This window comes from Comamonas sp. MYb396 (genome assembly GCF_037479555.1).
Taxonomy (GTDB): Bacteria; Pseudomonadota; Gammaproteobacteria; order Burkholderiales; family Burkholderiaceae_C; genus Comamonas.
Genome location: NZ_JBBGYU010000002.1, coordinates 520,734 through 533,408, shown reverse-complemented (window position 1 = coordinate 533,408; position 12,675 = coordinate 520,734). Strand labels below are relative to the sequence as shown.

The following is a 12,675-nucleotide window of genomic DNA, read 5'->3' as shown; positions in this document are numbered from 1 at the left end:
CTCCAGGTCTGTGACAGCATGATCTACGGTATTGGCACCGACATCTGCGATATCCGCCGCATCCGCGCTACGTTGGAGCGCCAGGGCGAGCGCTTTGCCCACAAGGTGCTGGCCGAGGGCGAGCTGGCCGTCTGGCGCCGCCGCAGCGAGCGCTGGCCCGATCGGGGCGTGCGCTACATGGCCACGCGCTTTTCGGCCAAGGAGGCCTTCAGCAAGGCCGTGGGCCTGGGCATGCGCATGCCGATGACCTGGCGCAATTGCGAGGTCATCAATCTGCCCAGCGGCAAGCCGGGCATCCGGCTGCATGGCGAGCTGGCCACCTGGTTTGAGGCGCAAGGGCTGACGGCCCATATCACCGTGACCGACGAGGTCGACTATGCCGCGAGCTTTTGCGTCGTCGAAAAGCTCTGATTCCCGCTCCCCCGGGCCCTGCCAGGGCCCGTTTTTGAATTGTCCGCATCCCTCCCATGCACGCTCCTCTGATCATTGATATCGCCGGCAAGGCCCTGACCGATGCCGACCGCGCCCGCCTGGCCCACCCGCTGGTGGGCGGCATCATCCTGTTTGCCCGCAACTGGGAGAGCCGCTCGGCGCTGGTGCAGCTGTGCGCGCAGATCAAGGCCATCAAGCCGGATTTGCTCATTTGTGTGGACCACGAGGGCGGGCGCGTGCAGCGCTTTCGTACCGATGGCTTCACGCACCTGCCATCGATGCGGCATTTTGGCCAGATGTGGATGGACGACGGCCAGGGCCGCCAACACCGCCCGGGCAGCGGCGCGATGCGGGCGATGAATGCCGCTACCGCAGCGGGCTATGTGCTGGGTGCCGAGCTGCGCGCCTGCGCGGTGGATTTCAGCTTTACCCCGGTGCTCGATCTGGACTATGGCGAAAGCTCGGTCATCGGTGACCGCAGCTTTCACCGCGACCCGCGCGTGGTGGCGATGCTGGCCAAGAGCCTCATGCATGGCCTGCTGCAGGCGGGCATGGGCAACTGCGGCAAGCATTTTCCTGGTCACGGTTTTGTCAAAGCCGACTCGCATGTGGATATTCCCGTCGATGGGCGCAGCCTGAGCGCCATCCTGGCCGAGGATGCCGCGCCTTACCCCTGGCTCAGCAGCGTGCTGACGGCCGTGATGCCCGCGCACGTGATTTATCCCAAGGTGGACAAGCGCCCGGCTGGCTTTAGCGAGAAATGGCTCAAGGATGTGCTGCGTACGCGCCTGCGCTATGACGGTGCGATCTTCAGCGACGACCTGAGCATGGAGGGCGCGCGCCGCATCAATGGCAGCTTGATCAGCTACACCGAGGCGGCGCTGGCGGCCTTGTCTGCCGGCTGCGACATGGTGCTGCTGTGCAACCAGAGCCTGGGCCTGGGCGCCCATGTGGATGAGCTGCTGGACGGCATGGACGACGCGCTGCGCAGCGGCCGCTGGCAGCCCGACGAGGATTCGGAATCGCGCCGCCTGGCGCTGCTGCCCGAGACCGTGCCCCAGCCCTGGGATGAGCTGATGCGCCAGCCCGCCTACCAGGACGCGCTGGACCTGCTCGGCTGAGCTCCCGCGTGGCTGGCTGCGGCGGCGGTTTAAGCCTCGCCTCAGCCCCGTCGTCTAGATTGCTCTTATCCCCTAGATGGCTGAGAGCATATGCCCCTTCACAACCCCTTGCGCCGCGTGGCGCTGGCTGGCCGCGAGGCCCTGGCGCTGACGCGGCCCTATTTTGTCTCCGAGGACAAGCTCCGCGCCTGGGGCCTGCTGGCCGCCATCGTCGCGCTCAACCTGGCAGCGGTGTTCATGCTGGTGCAGATCAACAGCTGGAACCGGGTGTTCTACGACGCGCTGCAAAACAAGCAGGCCGATGTGTTCTGGCACCAGCTCTGGCGCTTTTTGTGGCTGGCGCTGGTCTACATCGTCATTGCGGTCTACAAGTTCTACCTCACCCAGCTGCTGCAGTGGCACTGGCGGCGCTGGCTCACCGAGCACCTGCAAGGCCGCTGGCTGGCCCACAAGGCCTTCTACCGCATGGAGCTGGGCCGCTACAGCGGCAGCGAGCAGATGCCGGACAACCCCGACCAGCGCATCCAGGAAGACATCAACCTGTTTAGCAGCTACACCGTGGCGCTCAGCATGGGGCTCTTGAACGCCCTGGTCACCTTTGTCAGCTTTGTCGGCATCCTCTGGGGGCTGAGCGCGGCGATGGATCTCAGCCTGCCTGCCATGCTGGGCGGCGGCAGCCTGCATATCCCCGGCTTTATGGTCTGGATGGCTGTCGTGTATTGCCTCGTGGGCAGCGCCATTTCGTTGTGGCTGGGCAAGCCCCAGGTGGGCCTCAATATCACGCAGCAGCGCCTGGAGGCCGACTACCGCCACCACATGGTCCGGGTGCGCGAGCATGCCGAGGCGATTGCGATGGACGGCGGCGAGCGGGTGGAAGGCGCGCAGCTGCGCCTGCGCTTTGGCGATGTGCTGGGCAACTACCTGCAGCTGATCCGCCAGCAAAAAAAGCTCGCCTGGTTCACCAATTTCTTTGGCCAGGCCGCTGTGGTGTTTCCCTTCATCATTGCCGCGCCGCGCTTTTTCAGCGGCGCCATCCAGCTGGGCCAGCTGATGCAGATTGCCTCGGCCTTCAACCAGGTGCAGGATTCGCTCAGCTGGATCGTCAACAACTACAGCGATATAGCGGCCTGGCGCGCCACCACACGGCGTCTGGCCAGCTTTGAGGCCGGTCTGCAGGCCCAGGCCCAAGCCCAGGGCCCGTTGCTGCAAGCGGCAGACCATCTGCAAACCCAGGGCCTGCAGGTGGCGCTGCCGGGGGGCCGGGTGGTGATCGAGGATGCGGCCTTGCAGCTGGCCGCTGGCCAGGATGTGCTGATCAGCGGGCGCTCGGGCAGTGGCAAGTCGACCCTGCTGCGCAGCCTGGCCGGCATCTGGCCCTTTGCGCGCGGCCGGGTGCTGCGGCCGCAGGACAGCATGTTCATCGCGCAGCGCCCTTATTTTCCCGATGGCAGCCTGCGCCAGGCCTTGGCCTACCCGCAGCCTGCGAGTGACTATGGCGATGCCCAGCTGCAGGCGGCCTTGCGTGCAGCGCAGCTGGCGCCGCTGGTGGAGCGGCTCGATGAGGTGGCCGCCTGGAACGCCGTGCTCTCGGGTGGGGAGCAGCAGCGCCTGGCGATTGCCCGGGTCCTGCTCAAACGCCCCGCCTGGGTGTTTGCCGATGAGGCCACCAGCGCGCTGGACCAGGCGACCGAGGCCGAGGTCTATGCGCAGCTGTTGCAAATGGTGCGTGAGCGCGGTGGGTCTCTGGTGTCCGTCGCCCACCGCGACAGCGTACAGGCCTTCCATGGCGGGCGCTGGCAGCTCGATGCGGCGCAGCGGGCGGTGCTGCCGGCCTCTGCAGCGCGCTAGGCTGCACCGCCTTGGCGGTAGAGCCGCTGCGATGGGCCAAAAAAATGCCTGCACAAGGCAGGCATGCAGGCATTTTTCAGCGCTGGCTGTGAAGGCAGAGGTCAGGCGACGGCGCCGACACCCAGCAGGGCGATGACCAGGAAGATCACCGTGATGGCGATAAAGATAAAGAACAGGATCTTTGCAATACCCGCTGCGCCCGAGGCAACACCGGTAAAGCCGAACACGCCGGCCAGCAACGAGATCACCGCAAAAATAATGGCCCACTTCAGCATCGAAAACCTCCTGTTGTCATGTGATGATTTGATGTTAAGCACGGGGCCAGGGCACAGTCGTGGGCCGAAGATGTAAGTAGCGGTAGGCTGGCGCTGACAGTGGCTGATTTGCGGCTGCAAGCGCTCTTTAAGGCACCGATGGGGTCTGCGCTGGCTCTGCCGGGCTGGCCTCAGGCGGCTGCTGCGGTGGTGGATCGTCGGTCCAGCGGCGCACCACCTTTTGGAAGATATGGGTGTTGGGGATCTGCAGCACCACGCTCTGGCTGCGGTCGGCTGCAAAGTCCTCGATGGTGGTGTAGAGCATGTTGATATCGACCACCCGGCCCTTGGCACCGGGCTTGTCCAGGCCGTCGAGCACCTCGATATAGTCGCCCAGCCGGTAGGGCCGCACGGTGAAGATCAGCACCGCGCAGAAGAAGTTGGACAGCACGCTCCAAGCAGCGAAGAAGGCCACGGCGCCGACGGCCGCAAAGCCGGAGAACGCCGTCCACAGCACGGTGGCGCTGACCCCTAGGCGCTCCAGAATCAACAGGCAGGTGCCGCCAATGATGAGCCAGCGCACGAGGCCCTTGATCGGCACGGCCAGCTCCAGCGGCCAGTGGTAGTGCTGGGCCATGCGGGTGATGAGCTTGCGGGTGACATAGTTGAGCGTGATGGACAGCAGCAGGATCAGGCTGATCTGCATGGCCGGCACGATGATGTCCACCCATTCGGTGGCCCAGTCAGGGATCAGGAGTTTGAGTCGGTTCATGGCAGGCGGGGGGAGCGCAGCGGGCGCCAAGGCAGCCCGTGGAGTTGGATGCGCCGATTATCGGCGACGAGGGGCCGCGTTCATGCCAGCGGCAGCTGGCTTTCCTCGGCACGGCAGGCCTCGTCATGCCAATCGACCAGCGCCTGGATATCCATCGCGATGCGGGCCTGGCCCAGCTGCGCGATGAAGCGGCAGGCGCTGTACTGCGCCGCTTGCTTGTCGTAGACATGCGTCCAGTCTGCGCGCGCTGCCAGTTGGTTGGCCGCGACCGGCCAGCGCCGCACCTGCGGGCTGGGGCCGGACAGGCCCATGCGCCAGGGCTTGCCGGTCACGCGGGCGCGAAAGCACTGCTGCTGCAGGCACAGGCGCTGGTAGATCGGATCAACCTGCAACGCAGAGAACAGCGCCTGCACCGCGCCGTCCGTGGGCGCCATGGCCTCATGGGTGACGATGATGCGCAGGCCCTTGGGTGTGCTGTAGACGCGCAGGCCCCAGTCGGGGTGCTGCTGGCTGAAGGCGGTGACCCGCTCCAGCGCCAGCTGCCGGGGATCGGCGCTGCCGGCCTGCTTTTGGCGCAGGTTCAGCAAACGCCTGAGCCACAGCGCGAGCACGACCACCGTGCCTGCCAGCACTACCATCGCGGGCAGCGCGCCACCCAGCGCAAAGATGACAAAGCAGGCCGCCAGCGCAAAGAACGCCGCGATCAGCAGTGGTGCTCCGCTGGGGGGCTTTGGCTGCGGCGGGAAGTCCATGTCGGCAATGGCGACATCGGGGGTGTTGAGGCAGTGCGCGCCATAGCTGTTGCGCGTCATCACCGCCCGGCCGCGCTGGCCCAGAATCTCTTCGCGGATGGGGGTCTGGCCGTTCAGCCCATATTCCCCCAGCCGCTCCATGCGCTGAAAGCGGGCATCGAGGTTGCGCAGCTGCGGGGCGCTGAGCACCTGGTCGAGCGCGGCCTGGGCGCGCTGCTGGGCATGGGCTTGTGCGGCATCAGGGCTTTGGTCGGACCAGCCCCAGCGTTGAACGGTAGCGCCATGGCGCGGGCTGGTCTCATGGCGCAGGCGCGCTTGCGCCCAGTAACGGGGTATCTGCATGCAGGCCAGTATATCGGCGGCGGCTGGCCATGAAAAAGCGGCACAGGCTCTGGGCAGAACCTGTGCCGCTGGGCGCTGCTGGCAGGCCGGGGGCCTGCGGGGCGCCTTATTGCTCCCGGCGCAGCGCGGGGAACAGGATGATGTCGCGGATGCTGGCGCTGTCGGTCAGCAGCATCATGAAGCGGTCGATACCGATGCCGCAACCGCCGGTGGGCGGCATGCCGTACTCGAGCGCGCGCACAAAGTCGTGGTCGTAGTACATGGCTTCGTCATCGCCGCCATCCTTGGCTGCAACCTGGGCGTTGAAGCGCGCGGCCTGGTCTTCGGCATCGTTCAGCTCCGAGAAGCCGTTGCCGAATTCGCGGCCGGTGATGTAGAGCTCAAAACGCTCGGTCACTTCGGGGCGGTCATCGTTGGCGCGGGCCAGCGGGCTGATCTCGGTCGGGTGCTCCATGATGAAGGTGGGATTCCAGAGCTTGTCCTCGACCACTTCCTCGAAGTACAGCACCTGCAGGCTGGCCAGGGTGCGGCCCGCCAGCTTGTCCTTCTCTTCCTTCATGCCCAGCTTCTTCAAGGCATTGGTGAGCCATTCGCGGTTGCCTACGTTCTCGCCGGCATCGGTGTACTTGACGATGGCTTCGGTGATCGTCAGGCGCTCGAAAGGCTTGGCGAGGTCCACCGGCTTGCCGCCATAGGTCAGCTCCAGCGTGCCCACGGCCTTCATCGCCGCGTCGCGGATCAGCGCTTCGGTGTAGTCCATCAGATCGCGGTAGTTCCAGTAGGCCGCGTAGAACTCCATCATCGTGAACTCGGGGTTGTGGCGCACCGACACCCCTTCGTTGCGGAAGTTGCGGTTGATCTCGAACACCCGCTCGAAGCCGCCCACGATCAGGCGCTTGAGGTAGAGCTCAGGGGCGATGCGCAGGTACATCTCCTGGTCCAGCGCATTGTGGTGGGTGATGAAGGGCTTGGCATTGGCACCACCGGGGATGGGGTGCAGCATGGGGGTTTCGACTTCGAGGAAGCCGTGCTCGACCATGAACTCGCGGATGCCGGAGACCGCCTTGGAGCGGGCCACAAAGCGCTTGCGGGCGTCTTCGTCGGTCATCAGATCGACATAGCGCTGGCGCACCTTCTGCTCCAGATCGGCCATGCCGTGGAACTTGTCGGGCATGGGGCGCAGGCTCTTGGTGAGCATGCGGATCTTGGTCACCTTGATCGACAGCTCGCCGGTCTTGGTCTTCATCAACTGGCCTTCGGCACCGATGATGTCGCCCAGATCCCACTTCTTGAAATCGGCGTACAGCTCTTCGCCCACCGCATCGCGGGTGACGTAGAGCTGGATGCGGCCGGTGGCATCTTGCACAGTGGCAAAGCTGGCCTTGCCCATCACGCGCTTGAGCATCATGCGGCCGCCGACGCTGACGGTCAGCGCGGCAGCGTCCAGATCGGCGGCGTCCTTCTCGGCGTGGGCCGCAATCAGGTCGGCTGCGCGGTCGGCGGGCTTGAAGTCATTGGGGAAAGCCACACCTTTGCCTTGGCGCTGTGCTTCGCGCAGGGCTTTGAGTTTTTCGCGGCGCTCGGCAATCAGTTGGTTTTCGTCGTGCGCAACCGGCGCGGTCTCGGGAGTGGTGTGGTTTTCAGACATGAAGAGGCCAGCATTGCGCTGGTAAACGGCCAAAACCTGTCATTTTAAGATTTTTAGCCTGCCCCGTGCCGGCAAAAGCCGTAGTGTCCGACTGCTGCGCCGCTTTTCGTCCCTGGCGCGCAGGGGGATTTGCTGGCGCCAGCCTGGGCTGCGGCCCTAGAATAATAGCCTCAAGCCCTTTGTTATTGGCCTGCCAGCTTCATTTTTAATAGCAAATTCGCATTCTCGGGATGGCTCCCGACTGGAAACACCGATGCTTTTTCAAATCCTGTCCCTGCTGCTCAATATCGCAGGTGGTCTGCTGACCGGCGCCTGCCTGCTGCGCTGGTACATGCAGTACCAGCGCGTCTCCTTCAACAACCCGCTGGGGCAGCTGGTGCTGGCGCTGACCAGCTGGATGGTGCTGCCCTTGCGTAGGATCACCAAGGGCCTGCCCGGCGGCGACTGGGCCAGCATCCTGGGTGCCTGGCTGGTGCAGGTGGTCCAGTTTGTGCTGCTGTGGCTGGTCGCGGGCGGCCTGACATCGCTGCTGTCGGTGCTGGTGGTGGCCACCATCGGCGTGGCCAATATCGCCATCTCCACAATGGTGGTGGTGACCCTGGTGCATGCCGTGCTGTCCTGGCTGTCCTCGGGCAATGCGGTGATGAATGCCGTGTTCTACCAGCTCACCGCGCCGCTGCTGCGCCCCTTGCGCAAGGTCATTCCACTGATTGGCGGGGTCGATCTGTCGCCCATCGTGCTGCTGGTGGGTTTGCAGATCATCTCCATCATGCTGGCCCACCTGCAATCCCGGCTGCTGATGGCCGTGTGAAGCAACCCTTGGGCACACGCCCGGACGCAAAAAAACCGCCTAGGGCGGTTTTTTTATGGGGATTAGCGGCCCCCAGCGAACCGCTGGGGTAGCGAGGCCAATCAGGCCACTGCGTCAGCCGGCAGGCGCTGCAGCATGGCCAGGCTGCTGGCGATGCGGTCGCGCAGCTCGCGGCGGTCGACAATCATGTCCACGCCACCCTTTTGCTGCAGGAACTCGGCGCGCTGGAAGCCTTCGGGCAACTTGACGCGCACGGTGTTCTCGATCACGCGCGGGCCGGCAAAGCCGATCAGCGCCTTGGGCTCGGCCATGACGATATCGCCCATGAAAGCGAAACCGGCAGACACGCCGCCCATGGTCGGATCAGTCAGCACGCTGATGTAGGGCAGGCCCTTCTTGGCAAAGCGGGTCAGCGCGGCATTGGTCTTGGCCATCTGCATCAGGCTAAGCAGGCCCTCTTGCATGCGCGCGCCGCCGGTGGCGGTAAAGCACACAAACGGCACCTTTTGCTCGATGGCGGTTTCGACGCCGCGCACAAAGCGCTCGCCAACGACCGAGCCCATCGAGCCGCCCATGAATTCAAACTCGAAGCAGGCGACCACCAGGTTGATGCTCTTGACCGAGCCACCCATGACGACCAGTGCATCGGTCTCGCCGGTGTTTTCCAGCGCTTCCTTGAGGCGCTCAGGGTACTTGCGGCTGTCCTTGAACTTCAGCGCATCGACGGGCAGCACTTCCTGGCCAATCTCGTAGCGGCCTTCGGCGTCGAGGAACTGGTTCAGGCGCGCGCGCGCCGACATGCGGTGGTGGTGGCTGCACTTGGGGCAGACATTGAAGTTGTGCTCCAGGTCGGCCTTGTACAGCACGGCTTCGCATGCAGGGCACTTGATCCACAGACCTTCGGGCATCTGGCGACGCTCGGCCGGGTCGGTGTGCTGGATCTTGGCGGGTAACAGTTTCTCTAGCCAGGACATGGTTGTTTTCCTTTGCTCTCGCACTCAAGGGGCTGCGCACGGCACAGCCCAGGAGGCGCATTATGCGTCAAGCGCCTTGCGGATGCCACGCAAAAAATCGGAGACCAGCGCCACGACTTTCTCGTGCGGCTGGTTTTCGATCAGCTGGATGATGCGGGTGCCGATCACCACGGCATCGGCCACCTTGCCGATGGCCTGGGCCGTCTGCGCATCGCGAATGCCAAAGCCTACGCCCACAGGGATGTGCACATGCTGGCGGATCAGCGGCAGCATCGCTTCGACGGCACCGGTATCGAGCGTGCCCGCACCGGTGACGCCCTTGAGCGAGACGTAGTACACATAGCCACTGGCCACGCGTGCGACTTGCTGCATGCGCTCTTGCGTGGAGGTGGGCGCCAGCAGGAAGATCAGGTCCATGCCATGCGCACGCAGATCGGCCGCAAAGGCTTCGCATTCTTCGGGCGGGTAGTCTACCACCAGCAGGCCATCGACTCCGGCGGCAGCGGCATCGCGCACAAAGGCGCCCTTGCCGTGCACCTGGTCATAGCGTTCGACCGGGTTGGCGTAGCCCATCAGCACCACGGGGGTGGTGTTGTCCTTGACGCGGAACTCGGCCACCATGGCCAGCACCTGCTTCATGCCAATGCCCAGCGACAGGGCTTTTTCTCCGGCCTTCTGGATGACGATGCCGTCGGCCATCGGGTCCGAGAAGGGCACGCCCAGCTCGATCACATTGGCGCCCGCATCGACCATGCCGTGCATCAGCGCAGGCGTGATGTCGGCAAACGGAAAGCCGGCGGTGACATAGGGGATCAAGGCCTTGCGGCCGGCCAGCTTCAGCTGGTCAAAAGTTGCGGCGATACGGCTCATTTGGTGTAGCTTCCCTTGACGGCCACGCCGCGGCTGGAGGGTTGGGCATAAAAGTCGACGCCCGAGAGATCGGCCACGGTGCCAATGTCCTTGTCGCCCCGGCCCGACAGGCTCACGAGGATGGACTGGTCGGCGCGCATGGTCTTGGCCAGCTTCATCGCATAGGCCACGGCGTGGCTCGATTCCAGCGCCGGGATGATGCCCTCGGTATGGCAGAGGTAGTGGAAAGCGTCGAGCGCCTCCTGGTCGGTGATGCCGACATACTGGGCGCGGCCGATTTCCTGCAGCCAGGCGTGCTCGGGGCCCACGCCGGGGTAGTCGAGACCTGCGCTGATCGAATGGGTTTCGGTGATCTGGCCGTTGTCGTCCTGCAGGATGAACGTACGGTTGCCATGCAGCACGCCCGAGGAGCCGCGCTGCAGCGACGCCGAGTGCTTGCCGCTGTCCAGGCCTTCGCCGGCCGCTTCCACGCCGATCAGGCGCGTGTTCTCATGGGGGATATAGGGATAGAAGATGCCCATGGCATTGCTGCCGCCACCCACGCAGGCGATCACCGCATCGGGCTGCTCGGCGGCCATGTTCTGTTCCTTGAACAGCGCCGGCATCTGGGTCAGGCACTCATTGCCGATCACGCTCTGGAAATCGCGCACCATCATCGGGTAGGGGTGGGGGCCGGCGACGGTGCCGATGATGTAGAAGGTGTTGTCCACATTGGCCACCCAGTCGCGCATCGCTTCGTTGAGCGCGTCCTTCAAGGTCTTGCTGCCTGACTCGACCGGCACCACGGTGGCGCCCAGGAGCTTCATGCGGTAGACGTTCGGGCTTTGGCGGCGCACATCTTCGCTGCCCATGTAGACCACGCATTCGAGGCCATAGCGGGCGCAGATCGTGGCCGTCGCCACGCCATGCTGGCCGGCGCCAGTCTCGGCAATGATGCGCGGCTTGCCCATGCGCTTGGCGAGCATGGCCTGGCCGATCACATTGTTGATCTTGTGGGCGCCGGTGTGGTTGAGGTCCTCGCGCTTGAGGTAGATCTGCGCGCCACCCATCTCGCGCGACATGCGCGCAGCGTGGTAGACGGGCGAGGGGCGGCCGACATAGTGGGCCAGCTCGTACTGGAATTCGCGCAGGAACTCCGGATCGTTCTGGTACTTGTCATAGGCCTCGCGCAGCTCGACCAGGGCGTGGGTCAGGGTTTCGCTGGCAAAGCTGCCGCCATAGGGGCCGAAATGGCCCGCGGTATCGGGTTGCTGGTATTCAAACATGGAAGGGATTCTTGGCAAGTAGTGTGTCAGCGGCACGCACGGCTGCGACAAACTGTTGGATTTTTTCGGCGTCCTTGGTGCCCTTGATGGTCTTGCCATCGGCACCGGTCATCTCAACGCCCGAGCTCACATCCACCGCGAGCGAGATGCAGCGCGGTCTGACTTGCACAATGCCATCGGTCACGTTTGCAGGCGTGAGTCCACCAGACAAAACGAGATGAGAGGCTACGTTTGTTGGAAGCAGTGACCAATTGAATGCTTTGCCGCCGCCGCCGAACCCCTCGACATGGGCGTCGAGCAGGATGGCCTTGGCGTGTGAATATCGATGGGCGTATTCTACGAGGTCGAACTGCACCGCAGCGTCGCCAAGGGGTATGCGTGCGGCGCGCAAAAAGCTGCGCTCACCGCCGCCCGTTGACGCCAGGCATTGCTCCGGGCTCTCGTCACCATGGAACTGGGCGATGGCGCCGGGCACGCGGGCGCAGGCGGCCATCACCTGGGCCGGGGTCTCGTTGACAAACAGCAGCACCGGCGTCACGAAGGCGGGCAGGCGGCGGGCCAGCTCGGCGGCGCGCTCAGCGGTCACGGCCCGGGGGCTGGCGGGGTAGAGCACAAAGCCGATGGCATCGGCGCCGGCGGCCACGGCCGCGTCCACATCCTGTTCGCGGGTCAGGCCACAGATCTTGATGCGGGTGCGGCCCGCGCTTGCTTGCATGGCGGTCAATGGAGCTCCTTGTTCAGGCAAACCAGTCAAACGAGATGGCCTCGCTGGGCAGGCCCCAGTGCGCATCGTACTGGGGGCCCAGAAAGTACAGGCCATCGGGGGAGAAGGTGGGGGCGGCGGTCTCGCGGCTGCGCGCGTCGAGCACCTCTTGCATCCATTCTGGCGGCTTGCTGCCCTGGCCAATCACGACCAGGCAGCCCATGATGTTGCGGATCATGTGGTGCAAGAAGGCGCTGCCCTGGAAATCAAAGCGCCAGTAGCAGGACGGCACGCCATCGCGCGAGGCACTGGGGCGCTGCGCGCTGCGGCCAATATTGATCGCATACAAGGTCTTGACGGGCGACTTGGCCTGGCAGCCGGCGGCGCGAAACGAGGAGAAATCATGCTCGCCCAGCAGGTACTGCACCGCGCGCTCCATGGCCTGCAGATCCAGCGGCTGGAACACCCAGCCGACCCGGCCATGCTCCACGCTGGGGCGCACCGGCGACTGTAGCAAGGCATAGCCATAGCGGCGCGAGGTGGCGCAGGCGCGGCTGTGGAAGGCATCGGGCACGCTGCGCGCCCATTGCACGGCAATGTCCTTGGGCAAGAAGGTGTTGGTGCCACGCACCCAGGAGGCCTCGGTGCGCTCGACAGGGGCGTCGAAATGCACCACCTGCATGAGGCCGTGCACACCGGCATCGGTGCGGCCAGCGCAAATGGTGGAGAGGGGGGAGGCGGCAAAGCGGCTCAGCGCCGCTTCAAGATGGTCTTGGACAGTATTGCCGCTGGGCTGGCTTTGCCAGCCCTGGTAGGCCTGTCCGTTATAGGTGATGCCCAGGGCGATTCGCATGGCGCCATCATAAGGCTGCCGGCCCACCCG

The 12,675-nt window shown here is 64.7% G+C and carries 13 protein-coding genes; 4 read left to right on the top strand and 9 right to left on the bottom strand.

The annotated features are described in order from the left end of the window. Window positions 1-18: 18 nt before the first annotated feature. The 3 genes from acpS (at window position 19) to WH265_RS06520 (ending at window position 3,401) form a co-directional block, all read left to right on the top strand. Window positions 19-411: a holo-ACP synthase gene (acpS, locus tag WH265_RS06530; protein ID WP_021026432.1), complete on the top strand. Its 393-nt coding sequence runs from the start codon at window positions 19-21 to the stop codon at window positions 409-411. A 56-nt stretch (window positions 412-467) separates the two neighbouring features. After that, window positions 468-1,553 carry a beta-N-acetylhexosaminidase gene (gene nagZ / locus WH265_RS06525; protein WP_339517433.1) on the top strand — a complete coding sequence of 362 codons (1,086 nt, stop codon included), beginning with the start codon at window positions 468-470 and terminating at the stop codon, window positions 1,551-1,553. Window positions 1,554-1,643: 90 nt separating this feature from the next. After that, window positions 1,644-3,401, top strand: coding sequence for an ABC transporter ATP-binding protein/permease (locus WH265_RS06520; RefSeq protein ID WP_339557724.1), 1,758 nt, complete (start codon window positions 1,644-1,646; stop codon window positions 3,399-3,401). 101 nt (window positions 3,402-3,502) lie between these two features. Here the strand turns inward: WH265_RS06520 and WH265_RS06515 are convergent, their stop codons facing one another. The 4 genes from WH265_RS06515 to lysS form a co-directional block, all read right to left on the bottom strand. Continuing rightward, window positions 3,503-3,676: a DUF1328 domain-containing protein gene (locus WH265_RS06515; protein WP_021026435.1), complete on the bottom strand. Its 174-nt coding sequence runs from the start codon at window positions 3,674-3,676 to the stop codon at window positions 3,503-3,505. A 127-nt stretch (window positions 3,677-3,803) separates the two neighbouring features. After that, complete coding sequence (locus tag WH265_RS06510; RefSeq protein WP_021026436.1) at window positions 3,804-4,427, bottom strand: mechanosensitive ion channel family protein; 624 nt, start codon at window positions 4,425-4,427, stop codon at window positions 3,804-3,806. Window positions 4,428-4,507: 80 nt separating this feature from the next. Further along, a complete protein-coding gene (locus WH265_RS06505) occupies window positions 4,508-5,521 on the bottom strand; it encodes a hypothetical protein (protein WP_339557723.1) in 1,014 nt (337 codons plus the stop codon). 106 nt (window positions 5,522-5,627) lie between these two features. Then, window positions 5,628-7,169 (bottom strand): lysine--tRNA ligase, encoded by a 1,542-nt coding sequence (gene lysS / locus WH265_RS06500; RefSeq protein WP_312990286.1) that lies wholly within the window; start codon window positions 7,167-7,169, stop codon window positions 5,628-5,630. 253 nt (window positions 7,170-7,422) lie between these two features. On the opposite strand from lysS, the gene WH265_RS06495 reads away from it, so the two are divergent. Next, entirely contained in the window at window positions 7,423-7,980 is a 558-nt protein-coding gene (locus WH265_RS06495; RefSeq protein ID WP_021026439.1) for a YggT family protein, read from the top strand. Between the two features lie 101 nt (window positions 7,981-8,081). On the opposite strand, the gene accD is transcribed toward WH265_RS06495, so the two are convergent. From accD to truA, 5 genes are read right to left on the bottom strand one after another with little or no spacing between them, the layout of a single operon-like run. Next, a complete protein-coding gene (gene accD / locus WH265_RS06490) occupies window positions 8,082-8,954 on the bottom strand; it encodes an acetyl-CoA carboxylase, carboxyltransferase subunit beta (RefSeq protein ID WP_021026440.1) in 873 nt (290 codons plus the stop codon). A 60-nt stretch (window positions 8,955-9,014) separates the two neighbouring features. Continuing rightward, entirely contained in the window at window positions 9,015-9,824 is an 810-nt protein-coding gene (gene trpA, locus WH265_RS06485; protein WP_133855408.1) for a tryptophan synthase subunit alpha, read from the bottom strand. After that, complete coding sequence (gene trpB / locus WH265_RS06480) at window positions 9,821-11,089, bottom strand: tryptophan synthase subunit beta (RefSeq protein WP_339517443.1); 1,269 nt, start codon at window positions 11,087-11,089, stop codon at window positions 9,821-9,823. The genes trpA and trpB overlap by 4 nt, the downstream gene beginning before the upstream one ends. After that, on the bottom strand, window positions 11,082-11,804 hold the full coding sequence (locus WH265_RS06475) for a phosphoribosylanthranilate isomerase (RefSeq protein ID WP_339517444.1): 723 nt from the start codon (window positions 11,802-11,804) through the stop codon (window positions 11,082-11,084). Before WH265_RS06475 ends, trpB begins: the two co-directional genes overlap by 8 nt. A 22-nt stretch (window positions 11,805-11,826) precedes the next feature. After that, window positions 11,827-12,645, bottom strand: a complete 819-nt coding sequence (gene truA, locus WH265_RS06470) for a tRNA pseudouridine(38-40) synthase TruA (RefSeq protein ID WP_339557722.1) — start codon at window positions 12,643-12,645, stop codon at window positions 11,827-11,829. Window positions 12,646-12,675 lie beyond the last annotated feature (30 nt).

Coding starts and splice junctions, on each gene's coding strand:
- acpS (WP_021026432.1), top strand. CDS start 19: ATGATCTACGGTATTGGCACCGACATCTGCGATATCCGCCGCATCCGC.
- nagZ (WP_339517433.1), top strand. CDS start 468: ATGCACGCTCCTCTGATCATTGATATCGCCGGCAAGGCCCTGACCGAT.
- WH265_RS06520 (WP_339557724.1), top strand. CDS start 1,644: ATGCCCCTTCACAACCCCTTGCGCCGCGTGGCGCTGGCTGGCCGCGAG.
- WH265_RS06515 (WP_021026435.1), bottom strand. CDS start 3,676: ATGCTGAAGTGGGCCATTATTTTTGCGGTGATCTCGTTGCTGGCCGGC.
- WH265_RS06510 (WP_021026436.1), bottom strand. CDS start 4,427: ATGAACCGACTCAAACTCCTGATCCCTGACTGGGCCACCGAATGGGTG.
- WH265_RS06505 (WP_339557723.1), bottom strand. CDS start 5,521: ATGCAGATACCCCGTTACTGGGCGCAAGCGCGCCTGCGCCATGAGACC.
- lysS (WP_312990286.1), bottom strand. CDS start 7,169: ATGTCTGAAAACCACACCACTCCCGAGACCGCGCCGGTTGCGCACGAC.
- WH265_RS06495 (WP_021026439.1), top strand. CDS start 7,423: ATGCTTTTTCAAATCCTGTCCCTGCTGCTCAATATCGCAGGTGGTCTG.
- accD (WP_021026440.1), bottom strand. CDS start 8,954: ATGTCCTGGCTAGAGAAACTGTTACCCGCCAAGATCCAGCACACCGAC.
- trpA (WP_133855408.1), bottom strand. CDS start 9,824: ATGAGCCGTATCGCCGCAACTTTTGACCAGCTGAAGCTGGCCGGCCGC.
- trpB (WP_339517443.1), bottom strand. CDS start 11,089: ATGTTTGAATACCAGCAACCCGATACCGCGGGCCATTTCGGCCCCTAT.
- WH265_RS06475 (WP_339517444.1), bottom strand. CDS start 11,804: ATGCAAGCAAGCGCGGGCCGCACCCGCATCAAGATCTGTGGCCTGACC.
- truA (WP_339557722.1), bottom strand. CDS start 12,645: ATGCGAATCGCCCTGGGCATCACCTATAACGGACAGGCCTACCAGGGC.